At 70.7% G+C, this 17,564-nt stretch carries 11 protein-coding genes; 8 read left to right on the top strand and 3 right to left on the bottom strand.

Annotated features, from left to right (window positions below; all coding sequences use genetic code 11):
• Positions 1 to 51: 51 nt before the first annotated feature.
• Both ADL29_RS32295 and ADL29_RS32290 read right to left on the bottom strand, forming a co-directional pair.
• Positions 52 to 819 carry a thioesterase II family protein gene (locus ADL29_RS32295; RefSeq protein ID WP_053927099.1) on the bottom strand — a complete coding sequence of 256 codons (768 nt, stop codon included), beginning with the start codon at positions 817 to 819 and terminating at the stop codon, positions 52 to 54.
• 133 nt (positions 820 to 952) lie between these two features.
• Positions 953 to 1,984 (bottom strand): GDP-mannose 4,6-dehydratase, encoded by a 1,032-nt coding sequence (locus ADL29_RS32290; RefSeq protein WP_053927098.1) that lies wholly within the window; start codon positions 1,982 to 1,984, stop codon positions 953 to 955.
• 437 nt (positions 1,985 to 2,421) lie between these two features.
• Between ADL29_RS32290 and ADL29_RS32285 the strand changes: the two genes are divergently transcribed.
• The 8 genes from ADL29_RS32285 (at position 2,422) to ADL29_RS32250 (ending at position 16,504) form a co-directional block, all read left to right on the top strand.
• Positions 2,422 to 4,230 (top strand): ABC transporter ATP-binding protein, encoded by a 1,809-nt coding sequence (locus ADL29_RS32285; protein WP_053927097.1) that lies wholly within the window; start codon positions 2,422 to 2,424, stop codon positions 4,228 to 4,230.
• Positions 4,208 to 6,031, top strand: a complete 1,824-nt coding sequence (locus tag ADL29_RS32280) for an ABC transporter ATP-binding protein (protein ID WP_053927096.1) — start codon at positions 4,208 to 4,210, stop codon at positions 6,029 to 6,031. The genes ADL29_RS32285 and ADL29_RS32280 overlap by 23 nt, the downstream gene beginning before the upstream one ends.
• 134 nt (positions 6,032 to 6,165) lie before the next feature.
• A complete protein-coding gene (locus ADL29_RS32275) occupies positions 6,166 to 7,824 on the top strand; it encodes a GMC oxidoreductase (RefSeq protein WP_053927095.1) in 1,659 nt (552 codons plus the stop codon).
• Between the two features lie 90 nt (positions 7,825 to 7,914).
• Positions 7,915 to 8,973, top strand: coding sequence for a DegT/DnrJ/EryC1/StrS family aminotransferase (locus tag ADL29_RS32270; protein ID WP_053927094.1), 1,059 nt, complete (start codon positions 7,915 to 7,917; stop codon positions 8,971 to 8,973).
• A gap of 27 nt (positions 8,974 to 9,000) precedes the next feature.
• Complete coding sequence (locus ADL29_RS32265) at positions 9,001 to 10,188, top strand: cytochrome P450 (RefSeq protein ID WP_053927093.1); 1,188 nt, start codon at positions 9,001 to 9,003, stop codon at positions 10,186 to 10,188.
• A gap of 52 nt (positions 10,189 to 10,240) precedes the next feature.
• Positions 10,241 to 10,432 carry a ferredoxin gene (locus ADL29_RS32260; RefSeq protein ID WP_053927092.1) on the top strand — a complete coding sequence of 64 codons (192 nt, stop codon included), beginning with the start codon at positions 10,241 to 10,243 and terminating at the stop codon, positions 10,430 to 10,432.
• Positions 10,433 to 10,511: 79 nt separating this feature from the next.
• Complete coding sequence (locus ADL29_RS32255; protein WP_053927091.1) at positions 10,512 to 15,746, top strand: type I polyketide synthase; 5,235 nt, start codon at positions 10,512 to 10,514, stop codon at positions 15,744 to 15,746.
• A gap of 86 nt (positions 15,747 to 15,832) precedes the next feature.
• A complete protein-coding gene (locus ADL29_RS32250) occupies positions 15,833 to 16,504 on the top strand; it encodes a tyrosine-protein phosphatase (protein ID WP_053927090.1) in 672 nt (223 codons plus the stop codon).
• A gap of 123 nt (positions 16,505 to 16,627) precedes the next feature.
• Here ADL29_RS32250 and ADL29_RS32245 read toward each other — a convergent pair.
• Positions 16,628 to 17,564, bottom strand: a 937-nt coding sequence (locus ADL29_RS32245; protein ID WP_157878628.1) for a type I polyketide synthase, incomplete at its 5' end; no start/stop codon positions are given.

Raw genomic sequence — 17,564 nt, 5'->3', positions numbered from 1 at the left:
CAGCATCGTGGTGCGGCGGCGCACCGGGCGGCGCGCCGGCAGAAACTCACCTCACGGCGCGGACTCCTCGGCGGCGGTGAGGCGTTCGCGGAGGAGTGCCAGTACGGCCGGAGCCTGGGAGCCGAGGAAGAAGTGACCGCCGGGATAGACCTGGAGGTCGAACGCCCCCGTGGTGTGGGCGCGCCAGTCCGCGGCCTCCTCCAGCGTGGTCTTGGGGTCGTTGTCGCCGGTCAGCGCGGTGATCGGCGCCTTGATCGCCGCCCCGGGGTCGCAGCGGTAGGTCTCCACCGCGGCGTAGTCGCTGCGGATGGCCGGGAGGATCATGCGCAGGAGCTCCTCGTCGCCCAGCAGCGCGGCGTCCGTACCGGAGAGCAGCTTGAGTTCGGCGACGATCCCGTCGTCGTCACGCCGGTGCACGCTCTCCGTCCGGTAGCGCGAGGGCGCGCGCCGTCCCGAGGCGAAGAGGTGCGTCAGCTCGCCTCCGTCGGCCTCCAGCCGCCGGGCCACCTCGAAGGCGACCATCGCGCCCATGCTGTGCCCGAAGAACGCCGTAGGCCGCGACCGGAGCCGGTCCCGCAGGGCCGCGTACACCTGATCGGCCATGACGGTGATGTCGCTGGGGCTGGTCTCGGTGCGGCGGTCCTGGCGGCCGGGGTACTGCACCGACAGCACCTCCGCCACGGGTGACAGCTGTGCCGATACGGGGAAGAAGAAGGAGGCCGAACCGCCCGCGTGCGGAAAGCAGACGAGCTGGCGCCGATGGTGCGGCGCGGGGTGGTAGCGCCGGGCCCAGAGCCCGTCCGCCGTGGTCGTCGTCAAGGTGCTGACTCCTCCTCGCGATGGCGCCGGACCGGCCGGTCCGGCGGAATGCTGCCGCCGGTCGCCGGCCGCCGTGCCGGGGATACACCCGGGGCACACAGGGCGCGCCGGGGTATCCGTGCGTCCGGCCCGACTACCAGCTGCCGGCCAGCAGCAGGTCCCCGTACTCCCGCTCACGGGACGCCTGGCGCAGGTCGGAGTCGACCATCATGCGCATCAGTTCGGGGAAGTCGACGGTGGGCTCCCAGCCCAGCTGGGCGCGGGCGCGCTCGGCGTCCGCGCACAGGATCTCCACCTCGGCCGGGCGCACCAGCGAGGGGTCGATGCTGACGTAGTCCTCCCAGTTCAGGCCCACATGCTCGAAGGCGATGCGGACGGCGTCGCGGACCGAGTGCATCTCGCCGGTCCCGATCACGTAGTCGCCCGGCTCGTCCTGTTGCAGCATCAGGTGCATGGCACGGACGTAGTCTCCGGCGAAGCCCCAGTCGCGTACGGCGTCGAGGTTTCCCAGGGACAGCTTGTCCTGGTAGCCGAGCTTGATGCGGGCCACCGCGAGAGAGATCTTCCGGGTCACGAACTCCGCACCACGGCGCGGGGATTCATGGTTGAACAGCATGCCGGAGACCGCGTACATACCGAAGGACTCACGGTAGTTGCGGGTGATGAAGTGCCCGTAGGTCTTCGCCACGCCGTAGGGGCTGCGCGGGCGGAAGATGGTGGTCTCGCGCTGCGGGGTCTCGGCGACCTTGCCGAACATCTCCGACGAGGACGCCTGGTAGAAGCGGATCTGCCGGCCGCCGTCACTCCGGGAGCCGTTCAGGCCGCTGACCATGCGGATCGCCTCGAGCATGCGCAGGACGCCCATGCCGTTGATCTCGGTGACGAGTTCGGGCTGCTGCCAGGACATCGGTACGAAGGAGATCGCACCGAGGTTGTAGATCTCGTCGGGCTGCACCTTGTCGACGGCGGAGCACAGGCTGGACTGGTCCATCAGGTCGCCTTCGACGAAGGACAGTTCGGACACCAGCCGACTGACCCGGGACTTCCTGGGGTTCGCCTGGCCCCGTATCAGGCCCCATACCTGGTACCCCTGCTCGAGCAGGTGCTCGGCCAGATAGGAGCCGTCCTGTCCGGTGATGCCGGTGATCAGCGCACGCTTGGACATCTCATTCCTCTCCGCTGCATAGAACAGACCGCCCAAACGCAGAGCCGAGTTTGCTGCTTGGCCTCTTGGCTGCTTGGTCTCATGACTACGTGGTCTCTTGGCGTCGAATGGCATCGGCGCGTCGAATGGCATCGGCCGGCATCGAAAACGCCGCGGTCCGGACGCTGGGTAATTGCACGCTTCCAAGCAGCCGGTCGCGATGTCAAGAAATTCCGGGCACACTAGGGAATTCCCGAGTCCCCGCCACCGGGTGTTTCCGGCCGGTTGGCATGGGCGCAGCCGGATCCGGCGCGGCCCCGCAGCGCCCTTGCGCCGGGACACTAGGGATTTTCCGGTGTGCGGTGCGCTGCACTGTCCGGGTGTGCCCCGTCCAGGCCCGGTCGGCGCCTCACCCCCCACCGCCGGCCGGGCCTTCCCGTCTCCTGGAGCGTCGCCCGGTGCTGCTCAGCCTTCTGCGAACCCATCTGCGGCCCCACCGGCGCGCCGTCGCCCTGCTGGGACTTCTGCAACTGGCGCAGATCCTGGCCACTTTGGCCCTGCCGACGCTGGGTGCCGCGGTCATCGACAACGGCGTGGTCAGGGCCGACAGCGGCTACATCACCCGGACCGGCTTGGCCATGCTGGCCGTGGCGCTCGTGCAGATCGCGGCGTCCGTGGGTGCGGTGGCGCTGGGAGCCCGTACGGCCATGGCGATGGGCCGCGACCTGCGCTCGGCCGTCTTCCGCCGGGTGCTGGACTTCTCGGCCCGCGAGATCGGGCGGTTCGGCACCCCGTCGCTGATGACGCGGACCGTCAACGACGTACAGCAAGTACAGATGCTGGCGCTGCCCGTATTCGGCGTCGCCGTATCGGCACCCCTGATGTGCCTGGGCAGCATCGCGCTCGCGCTCCGGCAGGACATGGGGTTCGCCCTGCTCCTGGTGACACTGACGGTGACCGTCGGAACGTCCTTCGGGCTCGTTCTGGGCCGCACCGATCCGTTCTACGCCCGTATGCAGAAAAACCTGGACCGTATCAACGGGCTGTTGCGCGAACGCATTACCGGAGTCCGCGTCGTACGGGCCTTTGTGCGCGATGCGCATGAAGGCGCGAGATTTGGCCGCACCAATTCCGAATTGCGCGACATCTCGCTGCGCGTCGGCCGACTGCTGGCGACCGTCATCCCCCTCGTGCTGCTGATCCTGAATGTCTTCATGGTGGCGGTGCTGTGGTTCGGAGCCCGCCGAGTCGACGCCGGGGCGATACGGTTCGGCGCGCTCAGTGCGTTTCTGAGCTATCTGACGCTGATCCTGATGTCGGTGGTGATGGTGACCTTCGTGTGCCTGGCGATGCCGCGGGCGAGGGTCTCGGCCGCGCGTATCCAGGAGGTGCTGGTGGCCGAGCCGAGCGTGGCGGCGCCGAGCGAGCCGGTACACGCGGTGCCCGCTGCCGGCCAACTGTCCTTGCATGGCGCCGGGTTCCGCTATCCGGGAGCGGCGGAGCCGGTACTGCGCGGCATCGATCTGAGCGTCGGGCCCGGCGAGACGGTGGCGATCCTCGGCAGCACCGGCAGCGGCAAGACCACCCTGCTCAACCTCGTGCTGCGGCACTTCGACGCCACCGACGGCTCCGTCCACGTGGGCGGCGTCGATGTCCGGGCACTCGACGCGGCGGTGCTGCGCCGCACCGTCGGCTTCGTACCGCAGCGGCCGTACCTCTTCTCCGGCACCGTCGCGAGCAATCTGCGCTTCGGCGACCCGGAGGCCACCGACGACGAACTCTGGCACGTGCTGGAGATCGCCCAGGCGCGCGATTTCGTGCAGCTGCTGCCCGGGGGGCTGAACGCACCGATCACCCAGGGCGGCACCAATGTGTCCGGCGGGCAGCGGCAGCGCCTGGCGATCGCCCGCACCCTGCTGCGCAGACCGGACATCTATCTCTTCGACGACTGCTTCTCCGCGCTGGACCACGCCACGGACGCCGCGCTGCGGGCCGCCCTGGAGCCGGAGATCTCCCGGGCGACGGTGGTCACCGTCGCCCAGCGCGTCAGCACCGTCCGCCGCGCGGGGCGCATCCTGGTCCTGGACGCGGGGCGGGTGGCCGCCACCGGAACGCACGAGGAGCTGCTGCGCACCAGTACGACGTACCGGGAAATCGCCCGGTCCCAACTCACCGCGCTCACCGGTGACCACGTCGGATCCGGCGCGGACGCCGGGGCCGCCACGACCCTTCAGGAGGCTGTCCATGGTCTCGACGGACAGCTCTAGCCACGAGTGGCGCGGCCCCGCCCGCCGCACGCTGGAACTGCTGCGCCCGCACCGTGCCCCGGTGGCTGTGGCGGTCGCCCTCGGCATCGGCGGCGTCGCGCTCAACGCGTCGGGCCCGATGCTGCTCGGCAGGGCCACGGACCTCATCTTCGACGGCATCCGGCACACCCATGGTTCCAGGGGAGTCGACTTCGACGGAATCGCCCGTGTGCTGCTGACGGCGCTCGCGCTCTTCGCCGCCGCCTCCTTCCTCACCCTCCTCCAGGGGCGGCTGGTCACGGCCGTCGTCCAGCGGGTGGTCTTCGCACTGCGCCGGTCCGTGGAGGCCAAGCTCGCCCGCCTGCCGCTGCGGTACTTCGACCGCCACCCTGCGGGCGAGGTGCTCAGCCGGGTGACCAATGACGTCGACAACCTCCAGCAGACCCTCCAGCAGACCCTCAGCCAGCTGATCACGGCGGCGTTCTCCGTGCTGGCCATGCTGGTACTGATGTTCGTCATCTCGCCGCCGCTGGCACTGATCATGCTGGCCTGCGTACCGGTGTCGGCCGTGGTCGCAGCCCGGATCAGTAAGCACGCACAGCCGCGGTTCACCCAGCAGTGGTCCGCCACCGGGGCGCTGAACGCCCATGTCGAGGAGGTCTACACCGGGCACGCGCTGGTCAAGGGCTTCGGGCGGCGCGAGCAGGCCGAGCGGGTCTTCGACGAGCACAACGAAGCCCTCTACCGCGCCGGCGCGCGGGCCCAGTTCGTCTCCGGCGCCATCGAGCCGTCGATGATGTTCGTCTCGAACCTGGGCTATGTCGTCGTGGCGGTGGTCGGCGCGCTGCGCGTGGTCTCCGGGGCGCTGTCCATCGGCGACGTCCAGGCGTTCATCCTTTACTCCCGGCAGTTCAGTCAGCCGATCGTCGAGGTCGCCGGCATCGCCGCCCGCCTCCAGTCCGCCCTCGCCTCCGCGCAGCGGATCCACGAGCTCCTGGACGCCGACGAACAAGGCCCCGACCCCGAGCGGCCCGCGCGCCTCCAACAGGTTCGTGGACACGTCCGGTTCGACAAGGTCGGTTTCCGCTACTCCCCTGACATCCCCCTCATCGAGGACCTCTGCCTCACCGTAGAACCCGGCCAGACCGTGGCGGTCGTCGGTCCGACCGGCGCGGGCAAGACCACCCTGGGCAACCTCCTCATGCGGTTCTACGAAACCGACGCGGGGCGCATTCTCCTCGACGGCACCGATATCACCACCCTGACCCGCGAGGACCTGCGCTCCCACATCGGCCTGGTGCTCCAGGACGCCTGGCTCTTCGCCGGCACCATCGCCGAGAACATCGCCTACGGGCGCCCCGACGCGACGCGCGAGGAGATCGTGGCCGCCGCCCGGGCCACGTGCGCCGACCGCTTCATCCGCACCCTGCCGGACGGCTACGACACCGTCCTGGACGAGGAGTCGGCCAACGTCAGCGCGGGCGAGAAGCAGCTCATCACCATTGCCCGGGCCTTCCTGGCCCGGCCCTCGATCCTGCTCCTGGACGAGGCGACCAGCTCCGTCGACACCCGCACGGAAGTCCTCATCCAACGCGCGATGCACTCGCTGCGCGCGGGCCGCACCAGCTTCGTCATAGCCCACCGGCTCTCCACCATCCGCGATGCGGACCTCATCCTCGTCATGGAAGGCGGCCGCATCGTCGAGCGCGGCACCCACGACCAGCTCCTGGCCGCCGAGGGCGCCTACGCCCGGCTGCATGCGACCGCGGGGCAGCCGGTCGACGTCCCCCGCATCTCTGGCATTTCCCCCAGTCTTTCGTGACCAGGATGGTGACGCGCGGCGGCTCGGGCCGATGGACAGGGTCCGCGATCCCCACCGGAACGGCCCCGCGGAACAGCCCTGCGGAACAGCCCTGCGGGGACGGATCCTGTCGGCGAAGGTCGGGTACCACCAGCATGTTCGAGAACCAGCAGAACCAGCATCTGTCACGGCGCCGTCTGCTCGGACTGGCCGCCCTCAGCGGCGCCGCCGTCGCCGGAATGACCACGATCTCCGCCGCCCCGCGTGCCGCGGCCGCCGACAAGCGGAGCCCCAAGGCCGGCAGCGGCTCGTTCGTACCGGCCGTGGTGATCGGTACGGGATACGGTGCCGCGGTGTCCGCGCTGCGGCTCGGCGAGGCCGGAATCCCCACGCTCATGCTCGAAATGGGCCAGCTGTGGAACAAGCCCGCCGACGACGGAAACGTCTTCTGCGGAATGCTCAAGCCCGACCGCCGCTCCAGCTGGTTCAAGTCCCGCACCGAGGCCCCGCTCGGCTCGTTCCTCTGGCTGGATGTGATCAACCGCGACATCGACCCGTACGCAGGAGTGCTGGACAAGGTGCACTTCGACCAGATGTCGGTGTACGTGGGGCGGGGTGTCGGCGGCGGCTCGCTGGTCAACGGCGGTATGGCCGTCGTACCGAAGCGCTCGTACTTCGAGGAGGTCCTCCCGCGGGTGGACGCCGCCGAGATGTACGACCGGTACTTCCCGCGCGCCAACTCCATGCTCAAGGTGAACCACATCGACAAGGGATGGTTCGAGGAGACGGAGTGGTACAAGTTCGCGCGGGTCTCGCGCGAACAGGCGGGCAAGGCGGGCCTGGGCACCACGTTCGTCCCCAACGTCTACGACTTCGACTACATGCGGCGCGAGGCGAACGGTGAGTCGCCCAAGTCCGCGCTGGCGACCGAGGTCATCTACGGCAACAACCACGGCAAGCAGAGCCTGGACAAGACCTATCTGGCCGCCGCGCTCGGCACCGGCAAGGTCACCATCGAGACCCTGCACCAGGTCAAGGCGATCCACCAGCAGCCGGACGGCAGCTATGTGCTGTCCGTGGACCAGATCGACGCCGCCGGCCAGACCGTCGCCCACAAGGAGATCGCCTGCCGCCACCTGTTCCTCGGCGCCGGCAGCCTCGGCTCCACCGAGCTGCTGGTGCGCGCCCGGGACACCGGCGCGCTGCCCGACCTCAACGCCGAGGTCGGCGCGGGCTGGGGCCCCAACGGCAACATCATGACCGGCCGGGCCAACCATGTCTGGAACACCACCGGGGCCCACCAGTCCTCGATCCCCGCTCTGGGCATCGACGACTGGGACAACCCCGCCGCCCCGGTCTTCGCGGAGATCGCGCCGATGCCGGCCGGTCTGGAGACCTGGGTCAGCCTCTATCTGGCGATCACCAAGAACCCCGAGCGCGGCACCTTCGTCTACGACAAGGCCACCGACCGGGCCGCGCTGCGCTGGACGCGGGACCAGAACACGCCCGCGGTCGACGCCGCGAAGTCGCTCTTCGACCGGATCAACAAGGCCAACACCACGATGTACCGCTACGACCTGTTCGGGCCGCAGCTGAAGAACTTCTCCGACGACTTCTGCTACCACCCGCTCGGCGGCTGCGTCCTGGGAAAAGCCACCGACGGGTACGGCCGGGTCGCGGGCTACCGCAACCTCTACGTCACGGACGGCGCGCTCATCCCGGGGTCCATCGGGGTCAACCCCTTCGTGACCATCACGGCGCTGGCCGAGCGGAACGTCGAGCGGATCATCGCGGAGGACGTCAAGGCCGCCTAGCAGCGCCGGACGCCGTACGAGGACTACGAGTCCGTACCACGACTACGAGTCCGTACCACGATTACGAGAAAGACAAGGAAGAGGCAGCGGATGTCGTTCAAGTACCCCGTGTCCAGGCCCGCTCTGGAAGGCCGGGAGCTGGAGTATCTGACCGGTGCCGTCGAGGACGGCTGGATATCGTCCCAGGGCCCGATGGTCGGGCGGTTCGAGCGTGCCTTCGCGGACTACAACGGCGTCGCGCACGGCGTGTCCTGTTCGTCGGGGACGGCGGCACTCACGCTGGCGCTGCGGGCGCTGGGTATCGGCCCGGGGGACGAGGTGATCGTTCCGGAGTTCACGATGGTCGCCTCGGCGTGGGCGGTCACCTACACCGGCGCAACGCCCGTGTTCGTGGACTGCGGGGACGACCTCAATATCGACGTCACGCGGATCGAGGAGAAGATCACGGCGCGGACGAAGGCCGTGATGCCCGTCCATATCTATGGCCGGCGGTGCGACATGGACGCGGTGATGGATATCGCGTACCAGTACAACCTGCGGGTCGTGGAGGACAGTGCCGAGGCCCACGGCGTCCGCCCGGTCGGGGACATCGCGTGCTATTCGCTGTTCGCCAACAAGATCATCACGGCGGGCGAGGGCGGTATCTGCCTCACCGACGACCCCAAGCTGGCCGGGCAGCTGGCGCATCTGCGCGCCATGGCGTTCACCAAGGACCACAGTTTCCTGCACAAGAAGGTCGCCTACAACTTCCGGATGACGGCGATGCAGGCCGCCGTCGCACTCGCCCAGGTCGAGCGGCTGGATGACATTCTCGCAACGCGGCGGGAGATCGAGCGGCGCTATGACGAGGGGCTCGCCGGAGTTCCCGGTATCACGCTGATGCCGCCACGGGACGTGCTGTGGATGTACGACCTGCGGGCCGAACGCCGCGAGGAGCTGCGGGAGTTCCTGGCCGGTGAGTCGATCGAGACCCGGCTGTTCTTCAAGCCGATGAGCCGGCAGCCCATGTACCTCCACCCCGACTGGCCCTCGCTCAAGGCGCATACGTTCGCCGAGGACGGGCTGTATCTGCCCACCCACACCGGACTGTCCGCCACCGACCAGGACTTCGTGATCGACCGGGTCCGCGCGTTCTACGGCGCCGGCTGACGGCCTGCCAGAGAGGGATACCCAGCCATGACACACACCGAAGCGGCCCTGCCGCCGACCGTCGACTTTCCGCTGCGCCAGCCCGGCGTGCCGTTCCCGCCCCCCGACTACGCCGACTACCGCGACCGGGAGGGGCTGGTCCTCTCGCACCTGTCCGACGGCAAACGGGTGTGGCTGGTCACCCGGCACGAGGACGTACGTGCCGTACTGACCAACCCGAGCATCAGCTCCAACCCCCAGCACAAGGGATTCCCCAACGTCGGGACGACCCTCGGCGTGCCCAAGCAGGACCAGATCCCCGGCTGGTTCGTGGGCATGGACTCCCCCGACCACGACCGGTTCCGCAAGGCCCTCATCCCGGAGTTCACCGTCCGGCGGGTACGCGCGATGAAGCCCGCGATCGAGCGCACGGTGGACGCACAACTGGACGCCATGCTGGCCGCGGGCAACACCGCCGACCTCGTCGCCGACTTCGCCCTGCCCATCCCCTCCCTGGTGATCTCCGCGCTGCTCGGCGTGCCACCCGCCGACCGCGAGTTCTTCGAGTCCAGGACCCGCGTCCTGGTCTCCCTCCGCTCCTCCACCGACGACGACCGCATGGCCGCCGCCAAGGACCTCCTGCGGTACATCAACCGACTGGTGGAGATCAAGCAGAAGTGGGGCGGCGACGACCTCATCACACGGCTGCTGGCCACCGGCGCCATCGCCCCCCACGAAATGTCCGGCGTACTGATGCTCCTGCTCATCGCCGGCCACGAGACCACGGCCAACAACATCGCCCTCGGCGTGGTCACCCTGCTGACGAACCCGCAATGGATCGGCGACGACCGGGCCGTGGAGGAGACACTGCGCTTCCACTCCGTCGCCGACCTGGTATCCCTGCGCGTCGCGGTCCAGGACGTGGAAATCGCCGGGCAGCTCGTCAAGGCGGGCGAGGGAATCGTGCCGCTGGTCGCCGCCGCCAACCATGACGAGAACGCCTTCGAGTGCCCCCACGCCTTCGACCCCTCCCGGTCCGCCCGCCACCATGTGGCCTTCGGCTACGGCGTACACCAATGCCTGGGACAGAACCTGGTGCGGATCGAGATGGAAGTCGCCTACCGAAAACTCTTCGAGCGCATTCCGAACCTCGAACTCGCCGTGCCCACCGACGGGTTGGACATCAAGTACGACGGCGTGCTCTACGGCCTGAACGAGCTGCCCGTCCGCTGGTAGCCGCGCCCGGCCCCGCCGGGCGGCCCCCATCCACCGCAGGAGACACCTCGACATGCGTATCACCGTTGACCCCGACCGCTGCGTGGGAGCGGGCCAGTGCGCGCTCAACGCGCCCGCGCTCTTCGACCAGGACGACGACGGACTCGTCACCCTCCTCGCCGAACCCGGCGCCGACCAGCACGACAAGGCCCGGCTGGCCGGCGCCCTGTGCCCGTCCGGGGCGATCACCGTGCACGAGGGCTGAGCCCCACCCCGGGCAGGAGCTGGTGTCCGAACCCCGGCCTGTCCCCACAACTGACGAGAGTGCTTGAGATCCGGGAGTGATGGTGCCCGTCCACACAGATGACTACGCGATCCGGCCGCCCGCCGACACCACGCATGTACGGGGCGGCTTCACCCTGCCCGAGGTGTTCGCGACCGCCGTGGAATCCGTCCCCGACGCGGTGGCCCTCGTCGACGGGCACCGCTCCTGGACCTGGGCGCAGTGGCGAGCGGACGTCGACGCGCTGGCCCGCGGGCTGCAGGAGTCGGGCATCGCACCCGGCGATGTGGTGGCGGTGCGGCTGCCGAACTGCTGGGAGCTGGTGTCCCTGCACCTGGCCGTCGCGGCCGCCGGAGCGGTACTGCTGCCCATCCACCAGGACACCCCGTCCCCGGAGGTCCACGCGCTGCTGACCCGGGCGGAACCCGTCCTGCTCGTCCTGTCGGCCTCCGGGAGCGAGAGCGAGGCGACGGCCCGTTCGCTGCTGGAGAGCGTGCCATCGCTGCGCGGCGTGCTGATGGCCGGGGCGCCGGAGGCGAGGGGCCAGGATCCGGAGGTCGGGTCGCTGGACGGGCTGCTGGCGGCCTGGGCGGGCAGCGGCCCCCGGCCGGTGGACGTCACCCCCGACATGCCGCTCGCTCTCGTCCCCTCGTCCGGGACGGTCTCGGCGCGGCCCCAGCTGTGTGTGCACAGCCACGACGGTCTGCTGTCGAACACCGCGGCCGTCACCGCCGAGGCCGCCGGCGCCTTCGACGGTCCGGTCCTCACGGCCTGCCCGATGACCCATCTGTTCGGCCTCCAGTCCCTGCACGCGGCGCTGTTCGCCGCCTGCCCGCAGGTCCTGCTCACCGGCTGGGACGTGGACCGCTTCCTGGAACTGGCTCGGGAGCACGCCCCCCGCGTCGTGTTCGCCGTGCCCGCCCAGCTGCGGGACGTCACGGCACGACTGGCCAGGACGGACGAGCCGGCGGGCTTTACCCCGTCCCAGGTGCGTACGGCGGGGGCCGCCGTCGCGCCCGCGCTCGCCGTACAGGTACGCGCCGTCCTCGGCTGCGAACTGGTCGTGGCGTGGGGGATGTCCGAGATCGGCACCGGCACCCGCACCCGCACCCACGACCCCGACGGCAGTGTGGGAGTGCCGGTCGGCGGGGTGGAGGTGCGGGTCGTCGACGAGCACGGCGACGTGTGCGCGGCGGGCGGGAGGGGTGAACTCCAGTACCGGGGACCAGGGTTGTTCCGGGGCTATTTCCGCGAGCCGGAGCTGACGCGCTCGGCCCTCGCCGATGACGGCTGGCTGCGGACCGGCGATCTCGCGACCATCGGCGCGGACGGCGTGGTGGTGCTGCACGGCCGGGCGGCCGACCTGATCAATTCGGGGGGCCGGAAGTTCAGCGCCCCCGAGGTCGAGGGGCTGCTCTCCGGACTTGCGGGCCTGGGCCCGCTGGCCGTGGCCGGTGCACCGGACGACCGGCTCGGGGAGTACCCGTGCCTGGTCGTGACCGACCGCGCGGACAGCACGATCGGCCTGAGCGAAGTCACCGCGTTCCTGCGCCGGGTGGGGCTCGCCGACCACAAGATCCCCCTCGAACTGGTCACCGTGCGCGAGCTGCCCCTCTCCCCTGCCGGGAAGCTCGACCGCGGGGCGCTCAGGCGGCTGCTCGCCGGCCTCGAGGCGGTGTCCGTTCCGGCCCGTCTCGGGGCGGTCCCGCCCTGCACGGCCGAGGAGGCGCTGGAACTCGTACGCGACTGCGTCGGCCGGGTGCTCCGTAGCGGCGCGGCCGTCCCCTTCTCCCCGGACAAGGACTTCTTCTCCCCGGACAAGGACTTCCGCCAGCTCGGCCTGGACTCCCTCCACGCGGTGCGGCTGCGGAATCTGCTGCGCGAGGAGACCGGACTGCCGCTCCCGGCCACCCTGGCCTTCGACTCCCCCACTCCGCGGGCCGTCGCGCGCGTACTGGCCGAGCAGGAGGATCCGTTGCAGGAGCAGCCGTCCCAGGAGGAGCCGCGGGAGGTCCCGGCGGGCGGTGCCGGTGCCGACCCGGTGGCGATCGTCGCCATGGCCTGCCGGCTGCCGGGCGGAGCCGACTCCCCCGACGCCCTGTGGGAACTGCTCGCCGACAGCACCGACGCGATGTCGCCCTTCCCCACGGACCGCGGCTGGGACCTGGACCGGCTCTTCGACGAGGATCCCGACCGCCCGGGTACCTCGTACGCCCGCGAAGGCGGCTTCCTGCACGACGCGGGCGGCTTCGACGCGGGCTTCTTCGGCCTGTCGGACCAGGAAGCGACGGCGACCGATCCGCAGCAGCGGCTGCTTCTGGAGGCGTCCTGGGAGACCTTCGAGCGGGCGGGCATCGACCCGCAGTCCCTGAAGGGAACCCGTACGGGCGTGTTCACGGGCGCGATGGACCGCGGCTATGCATCCCACGCGTCCGCCGCGCCCAGCGCATGGGAGAGCATACTCATCACCGGGACCGCCGGCAGCGCGATCTCGGGGCGCATCGCCTACACCTACGGGCTCGAAGGCCCCGCGCTGACGGTCGACACCGCCTCCTCGTCCTCCCTCGTCGCCCTGCATCTGGCCTGCCGGTCCCTGCGGTCGGGCGAGACCGACCTGGCGCTGGCCGGCGGCGTCACCGTCATGGCGACCCCGGCGCCCTTCGCCCACTTCTCCCGGCTGCGCGCGCTGTCCCCCGACTCCCGCTCCATGGCCTACGCGGACGCCGCCAACGGCTCCGCGTGGTCGGAGGGCGCGGGGTTGCTGCTGCTGGAGCGCCTGAGCGACGCCCGGCGCAACGGACACCGCGTCCTGGCGCTCGTACGGGGCTCCGCCGTGAATCAGGACGGCGCGTCCAACGGGCTCACCGCGCCGAGCGGGCCCGCACAGCAGCGCGTCATCCGCCAGGCCCTCACCGACGCCGGGCTGACGCCGCAGGACGTGGACGCCGTGGAGGGCCACGGCACCGGCACCCCGCTCGGCGACCCCATCGAGGCTCAGGCCCTGCTGGCCACGTACGGCCAACGGCGGCCTGAGGAACAGCCGTTGTGGCTGGGGTCGGTGAAGTCGAACATCGGGCACACACAGGCCGCCGCCGGGGTCGTCGGGGTCATCAAGACGGTGCTCGCGCTGCGCCACGGCGTCCTGCCGCGGACGCTGCACGTGGACGCTCCCTCGGCCGCGGTGGACTGGTCCGCCGGTGCGGTCCGGCTGCTGACCGAGGCCCGGCCCTGGCCACGGGAGAGCGGACGCACGCGCCGGGCGGGGGTGTCCTCGTTCGGGCTCACCGGCACCAACGCACACGTGATCCTGGAGGAGGCGCCGCGAGAGGAGGCGGAAGGGACGGAGCCGTCCGGTGACACGGTTCCGGCTGAGGCCGCACCCTGGGTGCTGTCCGCCCGGAGCCGGGCGGCGCTGCGCGCGCAGGCACGCCGCCTGGCCGAGCAGGTGGCCGCCGATCCCGGCCTACCGGCCCAGGATGTCGCCCATGCCCTGGCCACCTCCCGTACCCTGCACCGGCACCGGGCCGTCGTCACCGGCTCCGACCGGGCACAGCTGCTCTCCGCGGCACAGCGGTTCGGGCGCGGGGAGCGGACCGCGGGCGTCACCCTTGACGATTCCGCGCCGGGCGGGCTGGCCTTCGTCTTCTCCGGGCAGGGCAGCCAGCGCAGCGGCATGGGGCGCGAGGCGGCCGAGGCGTTCCCCGTCTTCGGACAGGCGCTGGGCGAGGTGTGCGCCGCGCTGGATCCGCTGCTGGCGCGGCCGCTGACCTCGGTGATGTGGGCGGCTCCCGACTCCGACGAGGCGGCCCGCCTCGACGACACCACCTACACGCAGCCCGCCCTGTTCGCCGTCCAGGTCGCCCTGTACCGGCTGTTCGAGTCCTGGGGCGTGGTCCCGGACCACCTGGTGGGGCATTCGGTCGGCGAGATCTCCGCCGCTCATGTGACGGGCGTGCTCGGCCTCCAGGACGCGTGCACCCTGGTGGCGGCCCGCAGCAGGCTGATGGGCGCGCTGCCGCCCGGTGGCGCGATGGTGGCGGTACGCATCACGCAAGCCGAAGTGACCCCATGGCTGGCGGAGTTGGCGGAGGAGGTGTCGATCGCGGCCGTCAACGGTCCGCACTCCCTCGTCCTCTCGGGTGCCGAGGCCCCGCTCGTCGCCCTCACGGACCAGCTTGCCGCCGCCGGCCACAAAATTCGACGCCTCATGGTGAGCACCGCGCCCCACTCGCCGCTGATGGACCCCATGCTGGAGGAGTTCCGCGCGGTCGTCCGTACGCTGTCCTACGCCGCGCCCGCCGTTCCCCTCATCTCCACCGTCACCGGCCGCCCGCTGACCGGCGAGGAGGCGCGCGACCCGGAGCACTGGGTGCGGCATGTGCGGCAGTCCGTGCGCTTCAAGGACGCGATCGGCCGGCTCCGGGACGAGCGCGTCACCGGATTCCTGGAGCTGGGTGCCGAACCGGCCCTCACGCCGATGATCGACGAGTGCCTGGAGTCCGCCGACCCGCAGCCCGGGACCGTTGTGGTGCCGAGTCTGCGCGCCGGAGTGGCGGAGCGGGATGCCCTGCTCACCGCGGTCGCCCGGGTGCACACCCATGGCGTTCCCGTCGACTGGGACGCGGTGCTGCCCGGTGCCCGGTCCGTCGCCCTGCCGACGTACGCGTTCCAGCGGCGGCGGTTCTGGCTGGCGTCGGCTCCTGTGAGCCCGACTGCCGACGGGGGCTTCGCGGGCACCGCGGATACCGCGGACGGGACGGCGGCCGGTGAAGAGCCGCTGGGGCTGGAGGCTCGGCTGTCCGGTCTCGACGAGGCCGAACAGGACGCGCTCGTACTGGCCCTGGTGCTCGCCGAGACCTCGGCCGTGCTCGGCGGCCAGGAGACGCAGGGCGAGGGGCCGCACGGCGAAGACGGCAACCGCACGTTCAAGGAGATCGGCATCAACTCGTTGAACGCCGTCGAACTGCGCAACCGCCTCATCGCGGCCACGGACATCCGGCTTCCCGCCACACTCGTGTACGACTACCCCACACCGAAGGCCGTCGTCCGACTCGTCCGCGAACGACTCGCGCGGCCGGCCTCCCCCGCGCGCGACGTGGCCGCCGTCGTGGCCGAGTTGGAGTCGCTGCTTACGGCCGGTGCGGAGGTTTCGGAGGAGACGGTGGCGCGGTTGAAAGCGGTGACGGCAGTGCCGACGGGGTCGGGCAGCGGTACGGGCGTCGGCTCCGGTGGGGCTCTGGACCTGGTGTCGGCCAGTGACGAGGAACTGTTCCGTCTGATGGACGCGGACAGGTGACGGGTGCGGCCGGCTTCCCGGTCCGGCGCACCCCTCTTCACCAACTCTAGGTAATTCCACACCATTTCGGGCCGTACGGTCCCGATATGAACTGCCATTCCACGGCGGCGGTGCTGACCGCTCGCCACATCGCCGAATCGTTCGTGGCCGCCGTATCGGCAGTGGGGGCCACCGTGCCCCTCGCCTCGGCCGCACCACCTGCCGTGCGCAGGATTCCGTTCACCGACGCCACGGTGACCCAGCACAAGGACGGCTCGTTCACCGTGTCCTGGAAGGCGCCCGGCGTCGGTTCGGTGACCGTCTGCGCCAGCGGCCGAGCCGTGGCACACGACGGGTCCGAGGCCACCATCACCGTACGCGGACTGCCCGCCGTCGACCGCCAGTGGTTCCGCCTCATCCCGGACCAGGGCGCCCCACTCACCCTCGCCGACCGCTCGCTGCGCCTGGAGGGCGCCGCCGACCTCCGCGATGTGGGCGGCTATCGCACCGCCGACGGCCGGTGGGTGAGGATGGGCGTCCTGTACCGCGCCAACGACCTGCACGCGCTCACCGACGCCGACCTGGCCAAGCTCCAGCGCCTCGGCATCCGTACGGACTTCGACCTGCGCATGCCGAGCGCGCGCACCAAGGCCCCGGGCCGCGTACCCGCGGGCGCGCGCTATGTCGTCGCCGATGCCTTCGACTCCTGTCTGCGGGACGGCCTGAGCCTGAGCGAGCAGGACCTGCAGCGGCTGCGCGCGGCGCTGCTCACCGGCTGACCGGCCTTCCCGTCGGCCGCCGAAAAGACCCTGGCAGAAAGGCCCTGACCTGCGCGGCAGAAACTCAGCGCCCCCCTCCCGGCACGCAGCCGGGAGGGGGGCGCTGAGTTTCTGCCGCGCAGGTCAGGAGAGGCCGAGTTCGTTGTCGAGGAGGTCGAAGACGTCTTCGTCGGAGGCCGACTCGAAGTCGAAGTCCTCGTCGGACGGGGAGCCGTCGTGTCCGGCTGCCACGGCCGTGTCCCGCAGGGCGTTCCACTTGGCCCGGAGGACTTCCAGACGGCCGGCTATCTGCTCGTGGATCTCCTCCGTGATATCGAGTCCGCCGAAGGCCTTTTCCATCTTTTCGAGTTCCCCCAGGAGTGCCTCCGGGCCGAAGCTCGGCTCGGGTGCGATCCGGGCATGGAGGTGGTCGACGAGTTCTGCCGGCGTCGGGTAGTCGAAGAGCAGGGTCGCCGGCAGGCGGATTCCGGTGAGGGCGCTCAGGCGGTTGCGGAGTTCGACCGCGGTGAGGGAGTCGAAACCGAGGGTCCGGGTCATGCCGCCGTCCTGGGACCAGGGGCCCCACGCCAACGACACCGCCGGAAGACCCGCCGCCCTGCGGTGATGCGCCAGCGCGTCCAGGAAGGCATTGCCCGCCGCGTAGTTGGCCTGACCGGGGCTGCCGATCGTGCCGGCCACGGACGAGAACACCACGAACGCGTGCAGGTCCAGATCCCTGGTCGCCTCGTGCAGGTTCCAGGCCGCATCCACCTTCGGACGCAGCACCGCCGACAGACGTTCCGGCGTCAGCGACTCCACCACACCGTCGTCCAGGACACCGGCCGTATGCACCACGGCTGTGGGCGCATGCCGAGCGATCAGGTCGGCCACAGCCGCCCCGTCGGTCACGTCGCACGCCTCGATGACCGCTTCGGCACCGCTGCCGCTGAGTTCGGCCACCAGCTCCTGCGCACCCTCGGCGGCGGGACCCCGGCGGCTGACCAGCAACAGATTGCGCACCCCGTGCTCGGTCACCAGGTGCCGGGCGACCGTACGGCCCAGGCCACCGGTCCCACCGGTG

The organism is Streptomyces chattanoogensis, assembly GCF_001294335.1.
GTDB lineage: Bacteria > Actinomycetota > Actinomycetes > Streptomycetales > Streptomycetaceae > Streptomyces > Streptomyces chattanoogensis.
The sequence above is the reverse complement of the archived record's forward strand: the minus strand, read 5'-3'. Positions and strand labels throughout refer to the sequence as shown.